The organism is Massilia timonae (assembly GCF_001866515.1).
GTDB lineage: Bacteria > Pseudomonadota > Gammaproteobacteria > Burkholderiales > Burkholderiaceae_D > Telluria > Telluria timonae.
Window position 1 is genome coordinate 4,658,204 of the sequence record NZ_JRYB01000001.1, and the last position, 24,601, is coordinate 4,682,804.

The 24,601-nt window shown below is 67.1% G+C and carries 22 protein-coding genes; 5 read left to right on the top strand and 17 right to left on the bottom strand.

Features of this window, described 5'->3' with window-relative positions; all coding sequences use genetic code 11:
- The 12 genes from LO55_RS19740 to LO55_RS19795 form a co-directional block, all read right to left on the bottom strand.
- Window positions 1-966: a VOC family protein gene (locus LO55_RS19740; protein ID WP_071362788.1), complete on the bottom strand. Its 966-nt coding sequence runs from the start codon at window positions 964-966 to the stop codon at window positions 1-3.
- Window positions 959-3,415, bottom strand: coding sequence for an efflux RND transporter permease subunit (locus LO55_RS19745; RefSeq protein ID WP_005666967.1), 2,457 nt, complete (start codon window positions 3,413-3,415; stop codon window positions 959-961). The genes LO55_RS19740 and LO55_RS19745 overlap by 8 nt, the downstream gene beginning before the upstream one ends.
- Window position 3,416: 1 nt before the next feature.
- Complete coding sequence (locus LO55_RS19750; RefSeq protein ID WP_083415442.1) at window positions 3,417-4,574, bottom strand: WD40/YVTN/BNR-like repeat-containing protein; 1,158 nt, start codon at window positions 4,572-4,574, stop codon at window positions 3,417-3,419.
- A 95-nt stretch (window positions 4,575-4,669) separates the two neighbouring features.
- Window positions 4,670-6,034: a DUF1329 domain-containing protein gene (locus LO55_RS19755; protein WP_005666963.1), complete on the bottom strand. Its 1,365-nt coding sequence runs from the start codon at window positions 6,032-6,034 to the stop codon at window positions 4,670-4,672.
- A 23-nt stretch (window positions 6,035-6,057) separates the two neighbouring features.
- Window positions 6,058-7,737, bottom strand: coding sequence for a DUF1302 domain-containing protein (locus LO55_RS19760; RefSeq protein WP_071362789.1), 1,680 nt, complete (start codon window positions 7,735-7,737; stop codon window positions 6,058-6,060).
- Window positions 7,738-7,905: 168 nt separating this feature from the next.
- Entirely contained in the window at window positions 7,906-8,757 is an 852-nt protein-coding gene (locus LO55_RS19765) for an SDR family oxidoreductase (RefSeq protein WP_005666960.1), read from the bottom strand.
- 77 nt (window positions 8,758-8,834) lie between these two features.
- Window positions 8,835-10,007, bottom strand: a complete 1,173-nt coding sequence (locus LO55_RS19770; protein ID WP_005666958.1) for a thiolase family protein — start codon at window positions 10,005-10,007, stop codon at window positions 8,835-8,837.
- The gene (locus LO55_RS19775; RefSeq protein WP_005666956.1) at window positions 10,004-10,909 is read right to left on the bottom strand and encodes a 3-hydroxyacyl-CoA dehydrogenase; all 906 of its coding nucleotides are present in this window, start codon (window positions 10,907-10,909) and stop codon (window positions 10,004-10,006) included. Before LO55_RS19775 ends, LO55_RS19770 begins: the two co-directional genes overlap by 4 nt.
- Before the next feature lie 10 nt (window positions 10,910-10,919).
- On the bottom strand, window positions 10,920-11,792 hold the full coding sequence (locus tag LO55_RS19780) for a fumarylacetoacetate hydrolase family protein (RefSeq protein ID WP_005666954.1): 873 nt from the start codon (window positions 11,790-11,792) through the stop codon (window positions 10,920-10,922).
- On the bottom strand, window positions 11,789-12,883 hold the full coding sequence (locus LO55_RS19785; protein ID WP_005666952.1) for an amidohydrolase family protein: 1,095 nt from the start codon (window positions 12,881-12,883) through the stop codon (window positions 11,789-11,791). The genes LO55_RS19780 and LO55_RS19785 overlap by 4 nt, the downstream gene beginning before the upstream one ends.
- 177 nt (window positions 12,884-13,060) lie before the next feature.
- Complete coding sequence (locus LO55_RS19790; protein WP_071362790.1) at window positions 13,061-13,753, bottom strand: TetR/AcrR family transcriptional regulator; 693 nt, start codon at window positions 13,751-13,753, stop codon at window positions 13,061-13,063.
- A gap of 39 nt (window positions 13,754-13,792) precedes the next feature.
- Window positions 13,793-14,593 carry an SDR family NAD(P)-dependent oxidoreductase gene (locus LO55_RS19795; protein ID WP_040776565.1) on the bottom strand — a complete coding sequence of 267 codons (801 nt, stop codon included), beginning with the start codon at window positions 14,591-14,593 and terminating at the stop codon, window positions 13,793-13,795.
- Between the two features lie 100 nt (window positions 14,594-14,693).
- Here LO55_RS19795 and LO55_RS19800 point away from each other — a divergent pair, with 100 nt between their 5' ends.
- Window positions 14,694-15,461: a DUF2889 domain-containing protein gene (locus LO55_RS19800; protein ID WP_071362791.1), complete on the top strand. Its 768-nt coding sequence runs from the start codon at window positions 14,694-14,696 to the stop codon at window positions 15,459-15,461.
- A 49-nt stretch (window positions 15,462-15,510) separates the two neighbouring features.
- On the opposite strand, the gene LO55_RS19805 is transcribed toward LO55_RS19800, so the two are convergent.
- The 5 genes from LO55_RS19805 to LO55_RS19825 form a co-directional block, all read right to left on the bottom strand.
- Entirely contained in the window at window positions 15,511-17,142 is a 1,632-nt protein-coding gene (locus LO55_RS19805; protein ID WP_177185552.1) for a tannase/feruloyl esterase family alpha/beta hydrolase, read from the bottom strand.
- A 92-nt stretch (window positions 17,143-17,234) separates the two neighbouring features.
- Window positions 17,235-18,467 carry an NAD(P)/FAD-dependent oxidoreductase gene (locus LO55_RS19810; RefSeq protein WP_071362793.1) on the bottom strand — a complete coding sequence of 411 codons (1,233 nt, stop codon included), beginning with the start codon at window positions 18,465-18,467 and terminating at the stop codon, window positions 17,235-17,237.
- A 50-nt stretch (window positions 18,468-18,517) separates the two neighbouring features.
- Window positions 18,518-19,783 carry an MFS transporter gene (locus tag LO55_RS19815; protein ID WP_071362794.1) on the bottom strand — a complete coding sequence of 422 codons (1,266 nt, stop codon included), beginning with the start codon at window positions 19,781-19,783 and terminating at the stop codon, window positions 18,518-18,520.
- 78 nt (window positions 19,784-19,861) lie between these two features.
- Complete coding sequence (locus LO55_RS19820) at window positions 19,862-20,848, bottom strand: fumarylacetoacetate hydrolase family protein (protein WP_071362795.1); 987 nt, start codon at window positions 20,846-20,848, stop codon at window positions 19,862-19,864.
- Between the two features lie 98 nt (window positions 20,849-20,946).
- On the bottom strand, window positions 20,947-21,645 hold the full coding sequence (locus LO55_RS19825) for an SDR family NAD(P)-dependent oxidoreductase (RefSeq protein ID WP_071362796.1): 699 nt from the start codon (window positions 21,643-21,645) through the stop codon (window positions 20,947-20,949).
- 146 nt (window positions 21,646-21,791) lie between these two features.
- Between LO55_RS19825 and LO55_RS19830 the strand changes: the two genes are divergently transcribed.
- The 4 genes from LO55_RS19830 to LO55_RS19845 all read left to right on the top strand — a co-directional run bounded on the left by LO55_RS19830 (window position 21,792) and on the right by LO55_RS19845 (window position 24,583).
- The gene (locus tag LO55_RS19830) at window positions 21,792-22,190 is read left to right on the top strand and encodes a Zn-ribbon domain-containing OB-fold protein (RefSeq protein WP_071362797.1); all 399 of its coding nucleotides are present in this window, start codon (window positions 21,792-21,794) and stop codon (window positions 22,188-22,190) included.
- Window positions 22,187-23,380, top strand: coding sequence for a thiolase family protein (locus LO55_RS19835; RefSeq protein ID WP_218145988.1), 1,194 nt, complete (start codon window positions 22,187-22,189; stop codon window positions 23,378-23,380). The genes LO55_RS19830 and LO55_RS19835 overlap by 4 nt, the downstream gene beginning before the upstream one ends.
- Before the next feature lie 106 nt (window positions 23,381-23,486).
- A complete protein-coding gene (locus LO55_RS19840; RefSeq protein ID WP_005666932.1) occupies window positions 23,487-24,275 on the top strand; it encodes an IclR family transcriptional regulator in 789 nt (262 codons plus the stop codon).
- 92 nt (window positions 24,276-24,367) lie between these two features.
- Window positions 24,368-24,583 (top strand): ferredoxin, encoded by a 216-nt coding sequence (locus LO55_RS19845; RefSeq protein ID WP_005666930.1) that lies wholly within the window; start codon window positions 24,368-24,370, stop codon window positions 24,581-24,583.
- Window positions 24,584-24,601 lie beyond the last annotated feature (18 nt).

A 24,601-nucleotide genomic window follows, 5' to 3' on the forward strand; every position in this document is an offset into this window, starting at 1 on the left:
TCAGGCTTCCTCGAACTCGATGAGCTGCCCGCGCAGCTCGGATGCGTCGATCCGGATCAGCGGCTTGCCATCGGCCGATTCCGACTCCTCGACCCAGGTGAATCTGGTGCCGCGTTCGCGCAGGTCCTCGGCCTTGGCCGCCAGGTTATTCACCGCGATGCGGATGTAATACAGGCCCGGGCCCCAGTTGTTCAGGTAATGCGCCGCCGGGGTGTTCCAGGCGGTCGGCTGGATTACGTGCAGCGCCGCGCTGTTGGCCACCGTGAACGGCATGATGGCGCGGCGCTGGCCTTCGCGGCCGAGCAGTTCCACCCCGCCCTGCGGTTCCCAGTCGAGGTTCTTCGAGCAGCAGCGCAGCGTGTGGTCGAGGTCGCGCACCAGGAAGGCGCGGGAGCTGACGCGCACCATGTCGCCCGGACGCGGATCGCGCGGCTGGGCCGGCGTTGCAGCGAAGGTTTCCGGCGGCATCTGCAGCGGCTCGGTCGGCATCACTTCGATGCACAGGCCGCCGTCCACTTCCGGGGAGTAGCGCGGCCGCTCGGGGGTGGCGCCGAGCCACAGGCGGTCAAAGGGCATCTCCGGCGTGCGCTGCGCCATGCGGAAGGCCAGGCCGCGGCGCATCAGCTTGTCGACGAAGGCATCGAACTTCGGCCCTTGCAGCGCCAGCACGACCGAATGGGTCAGCATCGGGCGATGCCGTCCCTGGTAGTCCTTGAGGCTCTCGAGGAACTCGTGGAACATCGGGTCGCCCGGGTTCTCGTAGTCCAGGTGCCATTGCGGCTCCAGGCGCGTCGGCGACACGGCCAGCGACTTGTGCACGCGCAGGAAGTGCGCGATGTACGGGTGGTTGTCGAAGGCCTGGCGCCAGTTCGGGTGGCTGTGCACGCCGAGCTTCTTCACCAGCAGTTCGGTCATGCCGTCCGGGTCGGGCAGCATCATGTCGGCTGACAGCAGCAGGTCAAACATAGTTCTTCTCCAGTGTTGGGGTCAGGCGCGCATCTTCACGTGCGCTTTTTGGATTGAGCAGGAAGTACGACAGGGCCGGCGTCAGCATCAGCGCCCCCAGCATGTTCCAAAGGAACATGAAGGTCAGCAGGATGCCCATGTCGGCCTGGAATTTGATGGGCGACCAGGCCCAGGTGACGACGCCGGCGGCCATCGTCAGGCCGACCAGGGCCACCACCTTGCCGGTGAAATCGAGCGAGCGGCGGTAGGCCGCGCGCAGGCTGTCGCCGCGGCGCTGGCAGGCCACCTGCACGGACAGCAGGTAGAGCGCGTAATCGACGCCCACCCCGACGCCGACCGCGATCACCGGCAGGGTCGCGACCTTCAGGCCGATCCCGAGCCAGACCATCAGCGCCTTGCACAGGATGGTCGTAATGACCAGCGGGATCAGGGCGACGATGGTGGCGCGCACGCTGCGGAAGGTCACCAGGCACAGCAGTGCGGTCGAGCCGTACACCGCCAGGTACATCGTGATGATGCTCTTGCCCACCTCGATGTTGGTGGCGGCCTCGATGCCGGCGCTGCCGGCGGCCAGCAGGAACTCGACAGGTTCCTTGGCGCCGGGCGCGGTGTTGTTGAGCTGCGCATAGCCTTCGGCGGTCCTCAGAATGCGGGCCACGGTGTCGGCCTTGTGGTCGGCCAGGTAGGCCACCAGCGGCGATACCGAGCAGCTCTGGTTGGTGATGTCGGGCGTGGCGATGGCGGCGGCCGACATCGCGCCGTCGGTGATCGACTGGTTGCGGCTGATCGTCAGCCACTTGCCGCTGCCCTCGGTCATGGCGGCGGTGGTGAAACGCACCGTCTCGGCCAGCGAAGTCGTGGTCTGCACCGCCGGGTCGGCGCGCAGCAGCTGGGCCAGGCCGTCCATCCGGTTCAGCGCCGACACCAGCCGGCAGCCTTCGTCGGCGGTCTTCATGATGACGACGAACTGGTCGCTCGACAGGCCGTAGTGCTGGGTGATGTAGGCGTTGTCGCGGTTGTAGCGCGAATCCGGGCGCAGCTCGGGCGCGCCGGCGTCGAGGTCGCCGATGCGCAGGTCCTGCATCACCACCGCCGACACCGCCGTCACGGCTAGCGCCACGCCGATCGTCGGAATCGCCCAGCGCCGTTCGGTCAGGCGGTCCAGGCGCGCCCATACCCTTCCCAGCACCGAACGGCCCTGGGCCATTTCCTGGTCTTCCTCGAGCGCGCGCTGGGCCGCCTTCGGGCTGATGCCGATGTAGGACAGCGCCACCGGGATCAGGAACAGCTTGGTGAACACCAGCACCGACACGCCCATGCTGGTGGTGATCGCCAGGTCGCGGATCACCGGGATGTCGATGATGATCAGCACCGCGAAGCCGACGATGTTGGCAAGCAGGGCCGTCACGCCGGCGACGAACAGGCGGCGGAAGGTGTAGCGCGCCGCCACGTAGCGGTGGGTGCCGCGGCCGATGTCCTGGATGATACCGTTCATCTTCTGGGCGCCGTGCGACAGGCCGATGGCGAAGATCAGGAAGGGCACCAGGATCGAATAAGGATCGAGTTCGTAGCCGAGCAGCTGCATCAGCCCCAGCAGCCAGACCACGCCGAGGACGGCCGCGCTCACCAGCAGCGCGGTGCTGCGCAGGCAGCGCGTGTACAGGTAGACGAACACGGTGGCGATCGCCACCGACACGGCGAAGAACAGCATCACCGACTTCAGGCCTTCGATCAGGTCGCCGACGATCTTGGCGAAGCCGACGATGTGGATGCCGACCTTGTCGCTCTCGTAGCTGCGGATCTTCTGTTCCAGCTGCTGGGAAAAAGCGCCGTAGTCGAGCGCTTCCCCGGTTTTCGGGTCGGTGTCGAGCATCGGCGCGACGATCATGCTCGACTTCATGTCAAGCGCCACCAGGCGGCCGATGATGCCGGCCTTGGCGACGTTCTCGCGCAGCTTGGCCAGTTCGGCCGGGCTGCCGTCGAACTGGGCCGGCATCACCGCGCCGCCGGTGATGCCGTCCTCGGTCACCTCGCGCCAGCGCACGATCGGCATCCAGATCGACTTCATCCAGGAGCGGTCGACGCCCGGGATCATGTACAGGTCGTCGTTCACCTTGCGCATGACCTCGAGGAAGGCCGGGTCGTAGATGTCGCCGGTCTTGTTCTCGACCACGATGCGCACCGTGTTGCCGAGGCCCGGAAGCTGGTCCTTGTAGGCCAGGTAGTTCTGGATGTAGGGGCTGCCGAGCGGGATCATGCGCTCGAAGTTGGCGTTGACCTTGATCCGCGTCGCCGAGTAGCCGAGGAACAGGGTCGCCAGCAGGCAGGCTAGCAGCACCAGGATGCGGTTGTTGAAGATGACCCGCTCGAGCAGGTTGCCCGAGCGGCGGTCGAAGGATTGCAGGTCCCGGATCACGGGCATGCGCGGCTGTTCGCTGTGGGCGGCCATGTCAGTTCTTCCCCATTCTTGCGGCATCGGCGCCGCAGCCCGGCAGCTTCGCTAACCGTGCACCGCCGGTGCCGGCCAGGGCGACCTGCCCGCTTCCGGCGGGCGCGGCGCCGAATATTTCGCCATTGCGGGCTACCTGCGCATCGGCAGTGGCGCCGCCGCGGTGGATCAGGACCTGGCCGGCCTGGGTCACGAAGGCCAGTTCGCCGGGTGCGCAGGCAAACGCGCCCACGACGGTTGCCTGGGTGCCCAGCGCCAGCGGCTTCCAGGCCGTCCCGCCGTCGGCGCTGAGGTAGGCGTTGCCGCGCAGGCCGAAGGCGACCAGCCCGGCCTCGTTCGAGGCCAGGCCGAACCAGGTGCCGCCGTAAGGCGTCGCGACCTCGACGAAGCGGCCCGCGGCGCGGTCGAGCCTGCGCAGCAGGCCCTGTTCGCCGGCCAGGTACAGCTTGCCGTCGGCGGTCTGCTCGAGGGCATACAGGTGCATGCGGCGGTCGTTCCCGGCCTTTTCCAGCCAGGGTTCCCAGGTCTTGCCGCCGTCGCCGGTGCGCAGCAGCAGCCCGAAGGCGCCTGCCACGAAGCCTTCGCCGTCGGCGCCGATGCGAATGTCGAGGAAGGGGTAAGGCAGCACGCCGGGCGTCGCCGACAGCGCCGCCGCGCGCGCGACTTCGTCGACGATCGCGGCGGCGTCCGCGACACCCATCGCGACCTGGGCGCGATAGTGCTTGTCCAGCACGGCGAGCAGGGTGCGTCCATCAAGGACCCGGGTCCAGGTCTGGCCGGCATCCAGGCTGCGCAGGACCACGCCGTCATGCCCTACCGCCCAAGCCAGTTTTGGACCGCTGAACCGTACGTTCGTCAGATCCGAGGAGACCGGCACGACGGCCTGCTTCCAGGTCTTGCCGGCATCTTGCGACACCAGGATGGTTCCGTGTACGCCCACCGAAATCGCGCTGTCGCCCTGGACTGCGATGCCGGTCATGGGCCGCTTGAATGCGGCCGCCGAGCGCTCGGCCGGCCTGTCCAGGACTTCCGCCCTGGCGGGAAGCGCGGCGCCAAGGACGGCAGCGCAAAGGATCGCCGCGCGGGTCGTCATCGACGCGCGGCACGGCGCCGGGGCGTGGCGCCCCGGGCCGTAGGAAAAGAGTTTGAAGCTGTTCACCGGAGACTCCGTGGTCGTGCATGTATCTAGACGGCTGCCGCGCCGCCGCTGCAGCCTGCAGGCGGCGGGCAGCACTCGCGGAAAACGGCGCTATATCAGCGCGCGGTTTCCTTCGCCACGATGGTCTCCGGGTTCAGGTCGCGGTTCGAGCGCGGCTTGGTCACCACGGCATAGCCGCCGACCAGGCCGTCGTTGACCAGCGCATACATGCCCTTGTTGAAGTCGAAGATCACGTTCTTCACGGTGTACGGCGCATCGACGTCGTACAGCTGGATCATCGAGTTGAAGATCGAGCGGTACAGCTGGCCGCTGCGGTCGTAGGCGTCGTACAGCATGGCGCCGTAGCTGTCTTCATCGATGTAATAGGTACGCTTGGCGTAGGCGTGGCGGAAGCCCTGCTTCAGGGTCGCCTCGACCACCCACATGCGGTGCAGCTCCCAGCGCCAGCAGGCCGGGTTCGGGTACTTTTCCTTGAACTGCTCCTCGACGCCGCAGCCGAAGTACAGCTTGTAGGCGTTGTAAGGCACGTACATTTCCTTCTTGCCGACCAGCTTGAAGTCGAAGCGGTCCATCTGGCCCGAGAATACGAACAGCTCGTCGAACAGCGTGACGCCGCCCATGCTGGCCACCGGGGTATCGTAGGAGAACTCGGGCGCGAGCTTGATGCGGCGCTGGCCCGGCGCATAACTCCAGGCGCGGCGCGGCTTCTGGGTCGGGTCGAGGAAGTCCATCAGGCCGGTGACTTCGCCCGCCTTGCGGATCGGCGCGCTGGTGACCGAGTAGGTGCGCCAGTACATCTGCTCGTCGCGGCCATCCAGGTCCTCGTGGTAGTACGGCGTTTCCTCGAAGGTCTGCTGCTGCGAGGTCATGACGGCCTTGCCGCTGGCGTCGACCACCCACGAGCGCGAGGACCGGGTGGTGGTGTCGGCCTTGTAGCGCAGCTGCTGGTTCCACATCATCTCGTTGCCGGTCTTCGCGATCGGGAACGGGATGCCGCCGCGGCAGGCCTGGTCCACCGCCAGGCCGCCCTTGGCGGTCTTGCAGCTGGTCGCATTGCGCACCGTCTTGGCCAGCACGCGCTCCGGCACCGCGGCGGTGCGATGGGTCGGGTACACGTCCATGTAGAAGCCCGAATGCTTCTTGAACAGCTCCTTCTGGCCGTCGGACAGCTTGTCGGCATGCTGCTGGTAGTTCCTGGCGTCGATGCGCAGGACAGGCGCCTCGTCCTTGAACGGGTCGGCCCAGACGCCGCTGCCCGCCTTGAAGCCGGCCGGCGCCTTCTGCAGGCCGCCGGTATAGGCCGGGATGGTGCCTTCCTTGTTGCCGGCCTTGACGGCGCCGAGCTGGGTCAGCGTGCTGCCGAGCTGCTTGGCCTCGTCGGGGGTGACCTGGGCCTGCGCGCCGCTGGCCAGGCCTGCCAGCCCTGCCAGCGAGCCGATGATGAGTCGCTTGATGTTCATGTCGAGTCTCCTGTTTGCGGCGCTTAGAATGCCGTCTTGAAGGTAAAGGACAGCCAGCCGCGGTCGATGACGCCGACCGACGAATTGCTGTGGGCCGCGCCCCCGGTGATCCGTCCGTTCAGCTCCCGGACGGGCAGCTTGCGGTCGGCATAGAGGAGCGAGAATTCATACTTCGATGCGTAGGTGGCGGTGGCGCCGATCGACCAGCGCAGCTCGCCTTCGGTGCCGCCGCCGGAGGACGGGGCGTTGCCCGAGATCCCGTAGGTGGCGCTCACCGGCACGGACAGGTCCCACGAAGGCAGCACATTCAGGTACTGCGGGGTGAAGCGCAAGGCCATCAGCCATGCGTCCTTGGTCGAGCAGCCGTCATCCTTGGTGCCCGAGCGGGCCACGCTGGTGCGCGAATCCACGCAGCTCGCCGCCCCCACCGAACGGTACAGCGCCGGGTTGGTGGTGACCTCATCGAGACGGTTATAGGCCAGTTCAGCGACCAGGGTGCCGGTCGCCCACAGCGGTGTCGCCGGCAGCATGTAGATGCCATTGACGACCGCGTGCCAGGTATCGCCGCGCGCGCCGGTCGGCGTCGTGATCGAGGACGGCGTATTCAGGGCGCCGTTTTTGCGATACGACAGTTCCGCGCCGACCGCCACGGTTTTGATCACGCGGCTGAAGCTCAGGCTGTACTGATCAATCTTGTCCGGGTACACGAAACGTGCCTGGGTCGGCAGCGGGCCGCTGAAGTTCAGCAGCTGCACGCCCAACTCCGGCGAGTAGTCGTCGAAGCGGCGATAGTAGGCGCCGAAGCTCGATTCGATCGCCTCGACGTTCAGGCGCGCACCGACGCCCCAGTTGCCGTGGTCGCCCGGCTTGCGCGCCTCGATCATCTGCGCCGCCACGCCCGGGATCGGGAACACCAGGTAATCCGACGAGGGTGCGGTATCGGCGCCCATCAGATAGGTGCCGGCATGCGGGACCCGGGTCGGCTTCCACTCGTAATAGTACTGGCCGACCAGGGTCAGATTGTCGGTCACCTGGGCGCTCAGCGCCACCTGGCCGATCGGCAGGAACACTTCCTTGGTCTCGACGCCCGGATTGATCGCGGCCTTGACGCCGTCCACCGGAGACTGGGCATAGGAAATCGCATGGGCGCCGAGCAGCAGCCCTTCACCCCAGACATTGGTCTGGCGGCCGACCTTGATGTTCAGCGGCACCGGCCCCAGGTCGACATTGCCCCACACGAAGGCGTCGAGGATCTCGCCGGACGGCCCGTTCACGTAGCGCTTCACCTCATTGTTGTACCTGCCGTTGCGGTAAGCGGTCAAGAGGCCGGCGGGCGAACGCACCTCGTGGTCGTCATATGCTTCGTCGTACCAGCCGGCGGCCGACACCCGCGCGCCGATCTTGTTGCGCCAGCTGACGTCGAACTCGGTCAGCACGTCGACGCGGTTGGTCACCATGTCGTGCTTGTCGAACTTCGAATCGCCCTCGTCGTAGATGTAGTTGCGCAGCAGGCGGCTATCCTGCCCTTCCATGCGGACGCCGCCGGTGTAGCGGATCGTGGCGTCGAGCCGCATCTTGATATCGGGATTGGCGACGATGATTTCGGCTGCCGACGCCGGGACGGCGCAGGCAAGTGCGGCGGCTGCCGCGATGGACCGCACCGCGTGACGGGTGTGGCGATGCATACCGCTTGCTTGGTTCATGGACCTGTCTCCTGTTATAGCGGTTGAACCGCTTTTATTGAATCGTTCAGCACTGCCAGATTGTCATTCCAGTGAACCGTGCTGCTCGACTGTCTTCGGCCCAACGGAAACGAGACGCGTGATGCAAATTGATTGTAGCGCGATTAATCGCGGAATTCTACTATTCGATTAGGATTCTGTATCTAGAATCACGCGATTCTTGGCCATTTCGGCGAATTCGCGCTTGAGCGTCGGGTAGTAGGCGATCTGCCCCTGCAGGCCGCCCGAGATGTCGATCGATGCGGCGCTGATGAAGGAGGCGTAGTCGCTGGCCAGGAACAGCGCCATGCCGGCCACGTCCTCCGGCTTGCCGAAGCGTCCCAGCGGCACCACCTTCAGCGCCATGGCGTCGAACTCCGCGCGCGAGACGCCGGGTCCGACCTCGCCGTAGTGGCGGTCCCACTGGCCGGTATCGATCCATCCCATGTTGAGCGAGTTGACGAGGATGTTGTCCCTGGCGAGCGACATGCCGAGCGACTTGGACAGCGCCAGGCAGGCAGCGCGGTTGATGACCGAGGGGATGCCGTCCGGCGTCGGGATGGCGCCGGCCAGGGCGTTGATCTCGATGATCCGCCCCCAGCGCTGGCGGCGCATGTGCGGCACCACCGCCTGCACGAAGCGGAAATGCCCCATTTGCAGTATGTTCGCGTGCTCGAGGATCTGTTCCGGCGTGAGCGTGTCGAGGTTGCCCCCACGCCCCTGCCCCGCATTGTTGACCAGGACGTCGACGCCGCCCCAGGTCGCGGCGACTTCCTCGACGAAGGCCTTGACGCCAGCCGTATCGGTGACGTCCACCGCGCGCGCGATCACGGACTGCGCCCGGGTCGCCAGTTCGCGCCCGGTAGCCTCGATCGCTTCCAGGTTGCGGGCGCAGACGGCAACCCGCGCGCCCTCCGCCGCGAAGCTGCGCGCGATGGCCAAGCCGATGCCGCGCGAAGCACCGGTCACGATCACCCGCTTGCCGCTCAGGTCGATGTGCATTGCTGTCTCCTCGTTGTAGGTGCTGCTTCTTGCGGCGGCCGGTTCTATGCCGGCCTGCCGCACCGTGTCTGCCTGTGCTAGAGGCGCTCGATCAGCGTGGCCGTTCCCATGCCGCCGGCGCAGCAGATCGCCTGCAGGCCGTAGCGCGCGCCACGCCGTTCCAGCTCGTGCAGCAGCGAAGTCATGATCCGGGCTCCGCTGGCGCCCAGCGGATGGCCGAGCGCGATCGCCCCGCCGTTGACGTTGAGCTTGTCGTGCGCCACGCCCAGCTCCTGCGCCCACATCAGCGGCACCGGCGCGAAGGCTTCGTTCACTTCGAACAAATCGATGTCGTCGACGCCCAGCCCGGTCTTCTCCAGCACCTTGCGGGTGGCGGCCACCGGGCCGGTCAGCATCAGGGTCGGATCCGAGCCGACCGTCGTGAACGCGCGGATGCGCGCCCGCGGTTTCACCCGCAGGCGGTCCACCGCAGCGCCGGACATCAGCAGCAGGACTGCGGCGCCGTCCGAGATCTGGGACGAATTGCCGGCCGTGAGCTTTCCGTCGTCGCGGAAGCTGGCCTTGAGGGTGGCGAGCTTTTCGACATTGCTGCCCGGACGGATGGTTTCGTCGGCCCCGAAGCTGTCCGGCGCCGGCTCGGCATAGGCGGTGTCCTTCAGGCTTGCAACCGGCACCGCCACGATCTCGCGCTCGAACCACCCCGCGGCGGCGGCGGCGGCGGCGCGACGGTGGCTCTCGACGGCATAGGCGTCGAGCTGTTCCCGGCCCAGCCCCCACTTGTCGGCCACCCGCTCGGCCGCCTCGCCCTGGCTGGTCAGCTCATACCTGGCGGACGCCAGCGCGCCGAAGGCCTCGCCGTAGATTTCACGGTTGCCGCCCATGCGCACCCGGCTCATGTTCTCGGCGCCGCCCGCGACCACCACATCGGCGGCGCCGGCGGCGATCAGGCCGGCGGCCATGTGCACGGCCACCTCGCCCGAACCGCACTTGCGGTCGATCGTCAGGCCCGGGATCGCGGCCGGCCAGCCCGCGCCCAGCACCGCCGTGCGGGCGATGTTGGCCGACTGTTCGCCCACCTGGGTGACGCAGCCGAAGATGACGTCGTCCACCTCGGCGGCGTCGATGCCGGCGCGGGCGACCAGTTCGCCCAGCAGGTGGGCGCCCAGGTGGTCGGCGCGCACGCCGGCCAGGCTGCCCTTGTATTTACCGACCGGGGTACGGATCGCTTCGACGATGTAGATGTCGTTCATAGGTTGCTCGCCTTCAGGCCCGAACCCGGCACGCGCTGCCCGGCCGCGTCGTATTGGTACACCCCGTGCCCGGTCTTGCGGCCGTGGCGTCCGGCGGCGACCATCTTGATGATCAGCGGGCACGGGCGGAACTTCTCGCCCAGCGTCGAATGCAGGTAACGCAGCACCGACAGGCGGGTATCCCAACCGGTCAGGTCGCCCAGTTCCAGTGGGCCCATCGGATGGTTGAAGCCCATGCGCAGCGCGGTGTCGATGTCCTCGGCGCTGGCGGTGCCCTCCTGCAGCATCCACATCGCCTCGTTGCCGAGCATCGCCGACATGCGGCTGGTGGTCAGTCCCGGCGATTCGTTGACCAGGATCGAGGTCTTGCCGATGGCCTCGACCCATTCGCGCGTCAGCGCGACGGTGGCAGCATCGGTGGCGATGCCGAGCACCAGCTCGACCAACTTCATCTTGTGGACCGGATTGAAAAAGTGCATCCCGATCACCCGCTCCGGATGCGGCACCGATGCCGCGATCTCGGTCACCGACAGCGCCGAGGTGTTGGTCGCCAGCAGCGCACCGTCAAGCAGAAGCGGCACGGCCTCGGCCAGCACCGCCTTCTTGACCGCCAAGTTCTCGGACACGGTCTCCACCAGCAGGCTGGCCCCTGGCGCGCCTTCGGCCAGGGACGTGTGGATCGTCAGGCGCGCCTTGGCCGCCTCAGCCACGTCCGCCGCAAGCTTGCCGAGCTTGACGCCCCCGTCAAGGATCGCATGGATATTCTGGAGCGCCTTCTCCAGCGCCTGGCCATTGCTGTCGACCAGGCGGGTCGCGAAGCCGCTGCTGGCAAAAGCGTGCGCAATGCCGGTGCCCATCAGGCCGGCGCCGACCACCACCACGGATTGGTTCTTGTCGATCATGTTTGTCTCCTCATGCGCCGGGCCGGGGCCCGACGAGGTTGCAGATGGTGCCGATACCTTCGACGCTCGCTTCCACCACGTCGCCCGGCTCCAGGTACACGCCCGTGCCCTGCCCCACGCCCGCGGGCGAACCGGTGAACAGGATGTCGCCGGCGGCGAAGCTCGAACGGGCCTGGACAAAACGCACCAGCTGCGCCACATCCCAGGTCATTTCCGCCGTGCTGGCATCCTGGCGCACCTGGCCGTTGACCTTGAGCGTCAGGCGCAGCTGCGGACTGCCGGGCCCGAACTCGTCGCGTGTGACGATCCACGGACCGACCCCGGTGCTGCAATCCTGGCTCTTGGCCGCGAACAGGTCCATGCCGATGCCGGCCGGGCCGCTACGCTGCAAGTCGCGCGCCGAGACGTCGTTGCCGACCGCGTAGCCCAGCACGGCGGCGAGCGGGTCGCCATCAACGATCGCGGCGTCACCGATGACCACGACCAGCTCGACTTCGTGATCGAGCTCCTTCGTCAGCGGCGGGTAGCGGATCGGATCGTTCGCGCCGATCAGGGCGCCATAGGCTTTCAGGAAAGCGATGGGTTGCGGCGGCGTCTTGAGTCCGAAGTCGGCCGCAAGGTGCTTGGCATAGTTGGCGCCGGCCACCACCACGCGGTTGACCGGTTCAACCGGCGGCAACAGGCGCACGCCGGCCAGTGACCGAGCCGGACCGTCGATCGGCAGCGCATCCTCGCCCGCCGCGGCGCGTCCGGCGGCAATCGCGCGGGTCAGTGCGGGGCCCCAGTCTGCAAACGCGCCGGCGATCGGGCGCACCAGCGCCGCCTCGCTGTCGACCAGCGCCCAGAACGGCGCACCGCCGTCGGTGCAGCGTGCGATCTTCATGCTGCCAACGCCGCTGGCTTGACCGGTTCGACCAGGGTGGCCGGATCGATGTGCAGCAGCTCGCAGGCATTCTTCCAGCGAATCTTCTGCAGGTCCTCGTCGGAAATGCGCAGGCCGTCGGTCAGGTCGTGGCGGACGGCGTCGCTGCCGCCGAAGTTGGAGCCGTACAGCACGCGGTCAGCGCCGATGATCTCGATCATCGCCTGGCGCATCGGCAGCTCGTGCAGCTCGACGTCGAAGTAGAAGTTCTTCAGGTAGTCGAGCACCGGCTTCTTGTTGTGCGCGACGTCCAGGTTGGGATTGGTCTGCGCCAGGCGCCCCAGCTGGTAAGGCACAAAGCCGCCGCCGTGGGTGATGTACACCTTGAGGTTCGGGAAGCGGTCGAACACGCCACCATTGATCATGTTCCAGAAGCACTTCGTCTCGTCGTAGTTCATGCCGACGATGGCGGTGGTTTCGTAGCGGTCGGTATTGGCATCTTCGCCCCAGGTCACCGACTGGTTATAGCCGTGCACGAACATCGGCAGGTCGAGGTCGCACAGTGCTTCCCAGACCGGATCCATCTCGGGCGAGTCGAATTCCAGGCCGCCGAAGTTGGCGCCGCCCGCAACCAGGCCCTTGGCGCCCAGCGTGGTGCAGGCGCGCCGGATTTCCTTGGCCGCCTCGATCGGCGCGTTGAGCGGCGCATGCGCCCAGGCCATCAGGCGGTTCGGGGCCGCCGAGCAGTATTCGGCCAGCACGTCGTTGACCTTGCGTGCGAAAGGCACGCCGAATTCGGGCTCGGCCCAGTACATGTAGCAGTGCGACGGCACCGACACCACCTGGGCGCTCTGCCCTGCAGCGTCCATGCCGGCCAGGCGGGTCTTCGGATCGGCCCAGCGCGCCAGGTACTGGTTGATGTCGAGGGTCTTGCCTTCGGCACGGGCCTTCTGCAGGGCCGCACGACGTTCGGGCGAGCCGAGCGACAGGATCCAGTGGCCGACGCGCAGCTTGATGTCGCCATCCGGGCGCTGTTCGAAGAACGGGCCCCAGTGCGGGTGCTGGTTGTAGTAATCGGGGTGGGGGGCGTGGGCGTGAAGGTCGATGAGCATGTGGTGTCTCCCTGTGACGATTGGTTATCCCGACAGCAGGCGCATTGGCAGGACACATCGGCCGGCCAACGGCACGGCCAACCCACAAGCAACACATGTCTCCATCCCGCGGCACTCGGTCGGTGCTTTTGCATCGGGACCTATATTGCCAAAGATAGACAGAAATGGCAAATGTGTTTAACTTTTATTTTTCGCGTCGTCGCGCGACTGGCACTCGACGATCGAATACAGGAAGGCGACAATGCGCTGCACCCCGTCTTCGGGACGCTTGTTGGGCACCACCAGCTCGCTCAGCACGCAGCGGATCAGGAGCTCGCAGATCAGTTTTCGGTCGGTGCGGATGCCCAAGCGCCGGTCCCAAGAATCGAACACGATGCGCATCAGGTCGTCGATACGCACCAGCGATTCGTTGAACAGGCGGCCGAACAGGCGCAGCGTGTACTCGGGCGCGGCGCGCAGGAGCAGGCGCGCCTGGCCATGCGCCGCATAGTCGTCGAGGTAGCGCACCAGCGCATGGAAGCGCGCGCCCGGCTCGGCATAGGGCGTCACCGCATCGGACATCGCCTGCTGGAACGAGGCCCGCTTGTGGCGTGCAAAGGCGTCAAGCAGCTCTTCCTGCGAGGCGAAATAGCGGTAGAAGGTGCCGCGCGAGACCCCGGCCAGCGCGCAGACATCGAGCACGGAGATGCGCTCCGATCCCTCGCGCAGCACCATCTCTTCGGTCGCCGCGAGGATCGACGCGATGGTGGTTTCGGCGCGGCGGTTTCGCCTGCCATCGGCGCTGGTGCTGGCGAGGTTGCTGGTGACGTTGCTGGTGACCTTGCTGGTACTGGTGATGTTGCTGACGCTGGCGCGCCTGACTGACTGCATGATTGGTGCTTTCCTGTGAATCGCCGCCCGTGGCGGCTTCTAAGTTTCCCGCACCGGCACGTTGGCCGGTCTCGAGTTGTAGCCGGGCAGGTGCAGGCCTCCGTCCACGTGGAAGGATTCCCCGGTCACGTAGCGCGACATGTCGCTGGACAGGAACACCACCACCGGCCCGATGTCCTCTTCCGGGTCGCCGCAGCGTCCGAGCGGACGCATGGCGGCCGCCCGTTCGGCGAATCCCGGGTTCTCGGCCGCCAGCTTGTGGAAGGTGGCCCCCATCGCGGTCGGCGCGATCGCATTGACGGTGATGTTGAAGCGCCCCCACTCGGCCGCCGCGCTGCGGGTCAAGCCGACGATGCCGGCCTTGCCGGTGTTGTAGTCGGCATGCAGCCAGGCGCCCAGCTCGACGTCGATCGAATAGAAGTTGACGATCTTGCCGCCGCCGCGCGCGCGCATGTGCGGCAGGGCCGCGCGCATCGCCCACCAGGCCGCCTTGATGGTCGAGGTCAAGGTCTGGTCGAGCATCTCGTCGGTCTTGTCCTCGAGGAGGATGTTCGGGGTCGGCACGAAGGCGTTGTTGACCAGGATGTCGAGGCCGCCGAAACGCGCCACCGCCGCGTCAATCGCGGCCAGCACCGATTCCTTGCGCAGCACGTCGGTGTGCACGAACAGCGCCCGTCCGCCCAGCTCCTCGACCTCGCGCGCCACCTGGGCGCCGCTGTCGCGGTCGATCTCGGCAATCACCACCGCGGCGCCTTCGCGCGCGAAGCGGCGTGCCACGCCGCGCCCGATGCCGCCGCCGGCACCGGTAATCAAAGCCACCTTGTCATTCAACAGTCCCACGCTAGTCTCCTCGTTATCGAACATATGCCCACATAGGTTCTTATACAGATTGTCTGTTATTGTACACATTAGTGCCAACAACCCATACCAGGAATTACACATGCAGCGTTTTCGCAGGCGAATCGAAATGGCGGGCCGCCATGACCGCCAGGGCGGACAGGTACGCGCCGTACTGGAGGATGACTTCCACCACTTCCGCGTCGTGGTCGACCACCAGGGCGGGCAAGTGACCGCGGTGCGCGGAGAAGCGCCACGCCACCCGTTCACCGCCTGCCCGGGCGCAGCGCCGGAACTGCAGCGTCTGGCCGGCATGCGCCTGGACGACATCGCACATTCGGTCAACCTCTACACCGATGCGACCCAGCAGTGCACCCACATGTTCGACCTTGCCGGCCTGGCCGTCGCCGCCGCCGCGCGTGGCGATTGCGCGCGGCGCTACGACATCGAGATTCCGCGCCACATCGATGGCTGTACCCATGCCTTTCTCGAACGCGATGGCCGGCTGCTGCTCGACTGGTCGGTCGAGAACAGCACCATCCTCGGGCCCGATCCCTATACCGGCATCGACATGCGCCAGGGCATGGCGCGCTGGGCCCTGGGCACCCTCCCCGCCGAGGAAGCGGAAGCGGCGCTGGTGCTGCGCCGCTGTGCGCTGATTTCCCTGGGCCGGCTGAAAGACATCGACAAGGAACCTCATGCCCACCTGACAGGCCGCTGCTACGCGCAGCAGCCACACCGGGCGCCCCAGGCGATCCGCATGGTCGGCTCGACCTGGGACTTCACGAAAAAGCCGGAGGCGCTGTGCGGCGACGACCAGGCCTGGCTCGCCGACTTCGACAGCGCCACTGTTCCCGAAGGATCTGCCTGAAGTTAGCCGTCCCGCGCATGCGCCCAGGACGGCTGCATGCGCGCCTCATTCAGGATGACTTGCAGTCCCAATTCGCCGCATTGTTGACGTCCAGGCCGCCCGGGTTCGCTACCCCGCCACGGAATACCGCGCGTTGCGGAGACGGACAGAGCAGGAAACTGCGCGCCGGGAGTGCGGCACCGGCTGCGCGGTTGCCGATCAACTGGGCCGGCGCCTTTCCATTTTCCACCCAGTCGACCAGCGCCGGCAGCGCCTGGGCCGCTACGTCCTGCGCACCGATGCCGCCACCGCAGTGCTGCGTACCGGGCACTTCGAACAGTTGGGCCATCTGGGACAACTTGGCCTGCCCACCCTGCGCCGCGGCCAGGTCAGCGTAGAAGCGCCGGGTGTCGGTCAGGGAGATGCCATTGTCGGCCGTGCCATGCCAGAACAACATCTTGCCGCCGCGCTGGAAGAAGGGGTTCAGGTTGGCCACCTTGATGTTTCCCGATGCGGGGTAGACGTTCTTGTACATTGCGTTCCAGCCATTGACGTCGAGGCTGTCGGCAAAACTGAATCGCGTGGCAAAGTCGTAGGTCGGGCCGAACATGCCGCGCGAGGTCGTATCGAAGACCAGGTAGCTGGCAGGCGGCAGGCGCCCGTCCGCCGGATTCATCGACCACGGCGGAGGCGTGGTGCCGAACATGAAGGCGGTCCACCCGTTCGGGTTCCCCAGCGTGAAGCCGGGATAGGTCTGTCCAAAGTCGTCCATCCCGTCCACCACGATGCGCAGCAATCCCTGCTGGGCCGGGGTGAACAAGGCCCACATCGACGCGTCGATGGATACCTTGCCCGGGTCGGAGATCAGGCCATCGACGGCACCGTCGGCCCCGTCGAATTTCTGCAACAGTGCGGCGTCAAGTGCTTGCAGCTGCGTTGGCGAGATCCAGGCATCGGGATGGTCGATCAGGTACTTGCTCACCTTGCCGAACATCACCTGGTTGTTCACGTTGAGGCCGGGCGCCCCCACGACCACGCCGTCGAAATCGTCCGGGTAGATGGAGGCTGCCACGAGGCCCATGCGCCCGCCGCCGGAGCAGCCATCGAAATAGCGGTACATCTTGCGGTTGGCGTTGGCGGCATCCTTCAGGCCATAGTAGGCGCTCACCAGGGATTGCGTGGCGGCGGAGCTGACATGCACGCCGCGCTGGTCGTAATCCGTGGCCTTGGTCCGGTCGGCGGCGAACATCCAGTTCAGCCCGGGCGTTGGACTACCGGCATCGCTCCCGGCAAACGCGTAGCCCTCGGCCAGCAGTTTCTCGTCGGGCGCAGGAATGAATCCGGCGGAGCCGCCTTCGCCTGCGAAGAAGTAGCGCGCCTTGAACGACTGCGGCATGGCCACAACGAACCTGACCTGATTGCTGGTAGCCGCCGGGCCTTGCGTGGTGACATGGCCGTCGACACGGCAGTAAGAGGCGCCGTTGGATGCGGTGACCAGGGAAGCCGCAGTCAGGGTCGCGCCGGCGGCGCCCGCCTGCAGGCTGCTGGTGCTGCAGGACAGGACAGGCGCCAGAGGCCGGGTCGATGGCGTCTGCGCCACTGGCGCGTCCTTGCCATCGCCCCCACAGGCCGACAACAGGGCCGCCGCCAGCACGAGGGAACAGGGAACGCCCGGGACTTCCGATACGGATTGATTGCTCACGTTTGTCTCCACTTTCTCTGCTTGTTGTTGGAATAGTGTGATTCGACGAGCCTTGGGCCTGCGGCATGGCATGGGCAGGCAAACTGCATGCATCAGCGGTTGGCCACCTCCCATTCCTTCAGGTCGAAGCCGGGCGCGGCCGCCACCGCCGGGGTGAGCGCGGGCGGGCGCGACAGGATCTTGCGCGCCGCCATGTGGTCGCCCGCGCGGCAGCACGACTCCACTGCCAGCAGCTGCTCGCCGCGGAAGCACAGGACCGACACCTGGCCGGCGGCCGGATCCCCAAGGACCACATGGTTGTCGGCGCACAGCGCCAGGCCGGCGATCTGGAGCTTCAGGCTGCCCTGGTCGGTCCAGAACCACGGCAAGGCGGTATACGGAGCGGGCTTGCCCACCAGCCGCGCGGCGATCAGCTTGCCCTGGTCGCAGGCGTTCTGCACCGATTCGAGCCGGGTCAGCTGCGACCCGTTCTGCAGGCAGGGGAAGGCCGCGACATCGCCGAGCGCGGAGATGTTCGGGTCGGAAGTCAAGAGGCTGGCGCTCACCTTGATGCCGTTGTCGATGTTCAGTCCCGCTTCCAGCGCGAGCGTTACGTTCGGCACCACGCCGATCCCGTACACGACCAGGTCGGCCGGCAAACGCCGTCCGTCGGCCGTGATGACCGCCACCGCCCTGCCGTTGTCGCCCTCGATTTCCGATACTGCGCTGCGGAAGTTGAAATGCACGCCCCAGCTTTCGTGGGCGTTGCGGAACACCTCGGACATCTGCGGCGAGATGGCGCGCGCCATGGGCCGTTCGCCCAGCTCCAGCACCTCGACCGCGGCCCCTTCGGCCGCCGCCACCGCGGCGAACTCCAGGCCGATGAAGCCGGCGCCGATGACGACCACCCGGCGCGCCATCTTGAGCAGCGGCGCCACCGCGTCGGCATCGGCCCGCGTCTTGATCCCGAACACGCCCGACAGGCCGGCCCCGGGCACCGTCAGCGGGCGATTGTGGGCGCCGGTGGCCAGCACCAGGTGGTCGTAGTCGAGCGCCGCGCCGGAGGCCAGCACCAGCCGCCGGTTCTGGCGGTCGATCGCCATCCCCCGGTCGGCCAGCAGCTCGATGCGCTGCTCGGTGTAGAACTCCTCGGGGCGGAACTGCATCGCCGTCGCACTGATCTTCCCCAGCAGGAAGGCCTTCGACAGCGGCGGGCGCTGGTAGGGTAGCCAGGGTTCGTCGTTGACCAGGGCGATGCGCCCCGCGTAGCCTTCCTGGCGCAGGGACAGCGCCACCTGTACGCCGGCGTGCCCGGCGCCGGCAATCACTACGGATTGAAGCGACATGTTGGTTTCCTTACAAGATGGAGTGCGGGCCCCGTTGGGGGCCCGGCAGGTCAGGCGCGCGCGGCCTGCGGCTGCACCGCAGCCCGGGGACCGCGGCCCAGCGTCAAGAGCATGGCGGCGCCGGCGAGCGTACTGGCGGTGCAGTAGGTGAGCATGGCCCCGTAGCCGCCGGTGGCGCTGAACATCGCGGCGAAGGCCAGCGGTGCGCCGGCCGACGCCACCGTGATCAAGCCCTGGTGCAGGCCGAAGATGCGCCCGTAGTCCTTCAGCCCGAAATAGCGCGCCATCAGGAAGGCGGCGATGTCGAATTCGGCGCCGGCGCCGAGTCCCGCAAGCGCCGCCGCGAGGCTGAGCATGGCGATATCGTCGTTCCCGGACAGGAAGATCATGGTGCCGATCGCAGGCAGCGCCAGGCTGACGGCTGCCACGCCCGGCGGCCACAGGCGGTCGAGCAGGTAGCCGACCACCAGGCGGCCCAGCACCAGCGCGATGCCGAACCAGGCGAACACCTGGGCGGCCGCGCCGGCATCCAGCCCACGGTCGCGCAGCATCGGCACCGTGCTCGTGACAACACCCATCACGGCCGAGACGACCAGGCACAAGGCCAGGTTGCAGATCCAGTACTTGGGCGAGGCCAGCGCCTCGCGGAAGGCCATTCCCGTGAGCGGGGCCGCTACGGCGGTCCCCGGTTTGGCAGCGGCTGCCGTCGCCGGCAGGCGGAACCAGGCGAGTGTGAGCGGAATGCCGATCACGACATTGACCAGCGCCAGGATGACGAAGGGCGCCTGCCAGCCCCAGTTCGCCACGCCCCATGCAAACAGCGGCGGCGTGACCGCGGCCGTGATGCCGGTACCGGACAGGCCCAGCGCCAGCGCCAGGCCGCGGTTGCGCAGGAACCAGAGGTTGAGCAGCTGGGTCCAGGTCACGGCCAGCGCGCCCATGCCCACGATCGGCAGCAAAAAGAATGCCGCGTACAGGGTCCACACCGAACCGCCGATCTGGGTCGTGGCCAGGTAGCCGAGCGCCATCGTCAGCAGCGACACCACGGTGACGCGCTTGATGCCGAAGCGCAGGTTGAGCCAGCCGACCAGCTGCAGGCCGACCACCGCGCCGCCGAACAGGAAGCTGATCGCCGCCTGCAGCGCCGGGCGCTCCCAGCCGAATTCGGCCTGCAGCGGGATCACCAGCACGCCGAAGCCGTACAGCAGGGCGGCGTTAATGCTGATCATGATGCCGGTGATGGCAAGCAGCAGTACGCGCCAGGATTGCTTGAACTCGGCGAAGTCGATCGCCGCGCCGTTCTTTGTTGCGACCATGATTGTCTCCTGTTAGGTCGTGGAAGCGGCACCCCCGCTCTGCGGCAGGTAGCACCGGCGTGACTGTTGCTGTGCCGCTCAGGGCAGCCGGATTCTCGTGCGCAGGGTGCCGATGCCCTCGACCTCGAGCTCGATGACGTCGTCCGGCTTCAGGTAGCGCAGCTGCTCGAGGCCGCAGCCGTTGCCCACCGTGCCCGAACCGAGCACTTCGCCGGGATACAGGGTTTCGGAGCGCGAGATATGGGCGATCAGGTCCTCGAACTGCCAGCGCATGTCGCGCGTCGATCCCCTGCCCCACTCTTCGCCGTTGACGCGTGCGACCATGGTGAGGTCATATGGGTCGGGCAGCTCGTCGACGGTGACCAGGCAAGGCCCCATCACGTTGCCGGTGTCGAAATCCTTGCTCTTGGCCGGGCCGAGCATGCCGCCCATTTCGACCGCCTGCGTATCGCGGGCGCTCATGTCGTTGAAGATCGTGTAGCCGACGATGTAGTCGCGCGCCTTCTCGCGCGGGACGTCCTTCGCCTTGCGCCCGATGTAGCAGGCGAATTCGAGTTCGAAGTCCATCGCCTTGCTGTAAGCTGGCCAGATCACGTCCTCGTCAGGCCCGATGACGGCGAAGCGGTTGCACTTGTAATAGATGGGCTGGCGGTTGAAGGTGGCGACCACGCGCTCGTCGGCACGGGTGCTCATCTGGGCCAGTGCTTCTTCCGGATTCGGGAGGTGGGCGACCCGCGCGCGGCGGGCTGCGGCGAAGCTCTGCTTCAGGTGTAGTTCGAAACAGGAGCAGTCGCGCATCTGGGGCGGCGGCTGGATCGGGGCGCACAGTTTCACGGACGCGCGCTCGATCACCGCAGCGCTCGGCGCCAGCGCCACCATGCGGCGCGCTTCCTCCATCGCTTCCGGTCCCGCCTCGACCAGGGCCAGGATGCTGCTGAACGCCGGCCAGGCACCGAGACCGGTGCTCCTGGCTGCGATGCTCAGGTCGACGATGGCGCTGTCCGATTCGATCAGCGCGCCGGGGCGCATCGCGCCATGTTCGTCACGGTAGGTAACGAGTCTCATTGCTTGTCTCCATGGGGCCGGTACCGCCGCTGGCGGCCTGGCCCTCCTTGTGGTGGATCGGGCGCCCCTGCGGGCGCGCTGCTTGCCGGCCCTGCTTTCTAGACCCGGCCGTTCACCGGGATGCAGGCGCCGGTCAGCGCCGAGGCGTCGCCGGACAGCAGGAAGGCGATTACCGCCGCCAGCTGGCTTGGGGCCACCCAGCGGCTGGCGTCGGCGTCCGGCATGTCGGCACGGTTCGCCGGGGTATCGATGATGCTCGGCAGTACCGCGTTGACGGTGATGCCGCGGTCTTTCAGTTCCTCGGCCAGGGCTTCGGTCAGCCGCGCCACCCCGGCCTTGGAGGCAGCGTAGGCGCCCATGCCCATGCCGGCCTTGTGCGCCGCCGCCGCGCCGACATTCACGATGCGCCCGGCGCCGCGCGCCAGCAGGTGCGGCAGCGCAGCGCGGCAGCTGGCCACCGCGGTGCGCAGGTTGGTGTCGTACATGCGGTCCCAGGAAGCGAGCGCGCCGCCTTCGACCGTCTCCCAGGTGAAGCCGCCCGCGACATTGACGATGCCGTCGATCCCGCCCAGCGTTTCGCGTACCTGCCCATAGGCTGCCTGGCAGGCCTGTTCGTCGGCCAGTTCGACGCCGCCGAGCGCAAGCGCGCCGGCGGGCAGGCCGCTCGGGGGTGCGGGTGCGCGGTCGAGCAGCGCGACCCGCGCGCCGTCGGCATGGAGGCGCTGCGCGACGGCGCGGCCAAGCGTGCCGAAGCCGCCGGTGACGACGATGATGCGGTTGTCGAGTGGTGTGGGCATGGCTGGTCTTTCCGATCGGGTCAGGTAGCAAGGGCAGCAATTGCAGGAACTTGCTGAAAACTTTAAACAGATTTTCCAATTCTGTCTACATAGTTGTAGAATCGTCTCATCGAAAACGGCAGCGTACTGACCCGAAAGTCCAACCCATGACAAGGAAACTCCCGGCGCTCACTCCGGACAACAGCGCCTTCTGGCAAGGCGGCGCGCAGCAGGAGTTGCGCATGCACCATTGCGACGCCTGTGCACGCTTCTTCCACCCGCCGGCGCCGGTCTGCCCGCAGTGCCTGGGCGCCGAAGTCGGCCCCAGGCCGGTGTCGGGCCGGGGGACAGTGTTCACCTATACCGTCAACCACCAGCCCTGGCGCCCCGACCTGAAAGAACCCTACGTGGTGGCCATCGTCGAGCTGGCGGACCAGGCCGGGCTGCGCTTCGTCACCAACATCGTCGGCAGCCCACCCGCCGAGGTACACATCGGCATGCCGGTGCGCGTGCGCTTCGAGCAGGTCGAGGATGTCTGGCTTCCCCTTTTCGAGAAGGCGGCATGATGTTCGACCGGATCTACGAAAAAGACGTCGCAATCAGCGGCATCGGCCAGTCCGAAGTCGGGCGCCCTTCCGGCAAGTCCGCGATGCGGCTCACGCTCGACGCCTGCCTGGAAGCGATCGCGGACGCTGGCCTGAGTCGCGACGACATCGACGGCGTGTCATGCTGGCCCGGCGACAACAACAACGGCGATGCCTTCTCCCCGGTCGGTCCCAATGCGCTTATCGGCACCCTGGGCCTGAAGGTCAACTGGTATGGGGGCGGCTACGAGGGACCGGGGCCGCTGGCCGGCGTGATCAACGGCGCGATGGCGATCGCGGCCGGGCTGTGCCGCCATGTGCTGGTGTTCCGCACCATTACCGAAGCGACCCGGCGCCAGACCGACAAGGGCGCCAGCGCGCTCACCAACAAGACGGTCGGCCGCGACAACAGCTTTTTCTGGCAGTGGTACACCCCCTTCAACGTGCTCTCGGGGGCCAACCTGATGGCGATGTATGCGCAGCGCCACTTCCACGAGTACGGCACCACGCCGGAACAGCTGGCCCAGATCGCCCTCACCTGCCGCGCCAATGCCGTACTCAATCCGAAGGCCGTGTTCCGCACCCCGCTGTCGATGGACGAGTACATGGCCTCGCGCATGATCTCGACCCCGCTGCGCATGCTCGACTGCGACGTGCACTGCGACGCCTCCACCGCCATCATCCTGTCGCGGGCCGACGCGGCGGCGCACGGCCCCAATCTGCCGATCCGCATCGAGGCGATCGGCGCCGCGCTGCACCAGCCATGGTCCTGGGACCAGATCGACCTGACCGCGATGGCCACGCGCGACGCCGCCGACATGATGTGGGCGCGCACCGATCTCAAGCCTGCCGACGTCGGCACTGCCCAGCTCTACGACGGCTTCTCGATCCTGACCATGATGTGGCTGGAAGCCCTGCGCCTGTGCCCGCGCGGCGAGAGCGGGCCCTTCGTCGAGGGCGGGCAGCGCATTGCGCTCGGCGGCGAGATGCCGGTCAATACCAACGGCGGCCAGCTCTCCGGTGGGCGCACCCACGGGCTCGGCTACGTCCACGAGGCCTGCACCCAACTCTGGGGACGCGGCGGCACGCGCCAGGTGGCGCCCCATCACGCTTCGGTGGTGGCGTCCGGCGGCGGGCCGCTGGCCGGCAGCCTGCTGCTGGTAAAAGACTAGCACGCCACGCGCGCCGTCCTTGCCGCTCAATCATTCTGACTTTAGAATGATATTTTAGAATGCGATCGGTGGCCGCAGGGCTCGCCCTTCGCTTACCGGAGCGCGCATGGCAGTAGATAACAGCAACGAAGAGCGTCCCGACACGTCGACCGGCGTGACGGTCAAGCCGGTCGTCAATGCGATCCGCATCCTGCGCTTCCTGACGACGTCCGGCTCCCCGGAGCGGGCGGCCGACATCGCGCGCGAACTGGAGATCAACCCCAGTACCTGCTTCAACACGCTGCGCACCCTCGTCGCCGAGGAGATGCTCGACTTCGATCCCCTGTCCAAGACCTATACCACCGGCCTGGGCCTGGCCAAGCTGGTCGAGCACCTGGTCACCCAGGGCCAGCGCCTCGATGTGGTGCGGCCGCTGATGCAGGAATTCGCGGCGGCCCACCACGTGACGGTCACCTTGTGGCGCCGCATGGGGAATGACCGCATCGTGCTGGTCAGCGCAGAGACGAGTCCCGGGGACCTGCGCATCGACATGGCGATCGGCCAGCGCCTGCCGGTGCTGATGGGCGCCAGCGGACGCCTGTTCGCCGCCCAGCTCGGCCTCGACGACACGCGCCTGCGCGCTGCCTTCGACAAGGTGCGCTGGGCACGCCCGCTCGCGTTCGAGGACTACCGGCAGCAGGTGGCCGACGCCCGCGAGAATGGCTGGTCTGTCGACGACGGATATTTCTCGGCCGGCATCCTGGCGGTGGCGGCGCCGGTGAACGATCGCAGCGGCGCCATCGCCTACGCCATCTCGGCCGTCACCTTCCGCGGGCAGTACGACCGCGACGGGGTGGAAAAGCTCGGCGAGCTGCTGCGCAAGCTGGCCTCCAAGGCCGGCAACATCCTGTTCTAATCACCCGCACACAAAACGTGACAGATTTTCGATTTGTGTGCATAATCGTCTCACAGACCCCAGCGGTCGGATAATTATTAAAGAGACGAATCATGAGCGAACATCAGCTTCACCGCGTCATCATCGAACGCAGCAAGTGCTGCGGCTATGGCCTCTGCGCCGCCCTCTGCCCTGAAGTCTACAAGCTCGACGCCGGCGGCATCGTGTACGTCGACAACGAGCTGGTGCCGGACGAGCTACTGGAAGCGGCGCGCGAAGGCGCCGCCGCCTGCCCGGCCGAAGCCATCGCGGTCCAGGCGCCTGCCTGAATCTCAACCCTGGCGGTC

Bases quoted from the DNA above. Each gene is read 5' to 3' on its own strand.
- LO55_RS19740 (WP_071362788.1), bottom strand. From the start codon at position 966: ATGTTTGACCTGCTGCTGTCAGCCGACATGATGCTGCCCGACCCGGAC.
- LO55_RS19745 (WP_005666967.1), bottom strand. From the start codon at position 3,415: ATGGCCGCCCACAGCGAACAGCCGCGCATGCCCGTGATCCGGGACCTG.
- LO55_RS19755 (WP_005666963.1), bottom strand. From the start codon at position 6,034: ATGAACATCAAGCGACTCATCATCGGCTCGCTGGCAGGGCTGGCAGGC.
- LO55_RS19760 (WP_071362789.1), bottom strand. From the start codon at position 7,737: ATGAACCAAGCAAGCGGTATGCATCGCCACACCCGTCACGCGGTGCGG.
- LO55_RS19765 (WP_005666960.1), bottom strand. From the start codon at position 8,757: ATGCACATCGACCTGAGCGGCAAGCGGGTGATCGTGACCGGTGCTTCG.
- LO55_RS19770 (WP_005666958.1), bottom strand. From the start codon at position 10,007: ATGAACGACATCTACATCGTCGAAGCGATCCGTACCCCGGTCGGTAAA.
- LO55_RS19775 (WP_005666956.1), bottom strand. From the start codon at position 10,909: ATGATCGACAAGAACCAATCCGTGGTGGTGGTCGGCGCCGGCCTGATG.
- LO55_RS19780 (WP_005666954.1), bottom strand. From the start codon at position 11,792: ATGAAGATCGCACGCTGCACCGACGGCGGTGCGCCGTTCTGGGCGCTG.
- LO55_RS19785 (WP_005666952.1), bottom strand. From the start codon at position 12,883: ATGCTCATCGACCTTCACGCCCACGCCCCCCACCCCGATTACTACAAC.
- LO55_RS19790 (WP_071362790.1), bottom strand. From the start codon at position 13,753: ATGCAGTCAGTCAGGCGCGCCAGCGTCAGCAACATCACCAGTACCAGC.
- LO55_RS19800 (WP_071362791.1), top strand. From the start codon at position 14,694: ATGCAGCGTTTTCGCAGGCGAATCGAAATGGCGGGCCGCCATGACCGC.
- LO55_RS19810 (WP_071362793.1), bottom strand. From the start codon at position 18,467: ATGTCGCTTCAATCCGTAGTGATTGCCGGCGCCGGGCACGCCGGCGTA.
- LO55_RS19815 (WP_071362794.1), bottom strand. From the start codon at position 19,783: ATGGTCGCAACAAAGAACGGCGCGGCGATCGACTTCGCCGAGTTCAAG.
- LO55_RS19820 (WP_071362795.1), bottom strand. From the start codon at position 20,848: ATGAGACTCGTTACCTACCGTGACGAACATGGCGCGATGCGCCCCGGC.
- LO55_RS19825 (WP_071362796.1), bottom strand. From the start codon at position 21,645: ATGCCCACACCACTCGACAACCGCATCATCGTCGTCACCGGCGGCTTC.
- LO55_RS19830 (WP_071362797.1), top strand. From the start codon at position 21,792: ATGACAAGGAAACTCCCGGCGCTCACTCCGGACAACAGCGCCTTCTGG.
- LO55_RS19835 (WP_218145988.1), top strand. From the start codon at position 22,187: ATGATGTTCGACCGGATCTACGAAAAAGACGTCGCAATCAGCGGCATC.
- LO55_RS19840 (WP_005666932.1), top strand. From the start codon at position 23,487: ATGGCAGTAGATAACAGCAACGAAGAGCGTCCCGACACGTCGACCGGC.
- LO55_RS19845 (WP_005666930.1), top strand. From the start codon at position 24,368: ATGAGCGAACATCAGCTTCACCGCGTCATCATCGAACGCAGCAAGTGC.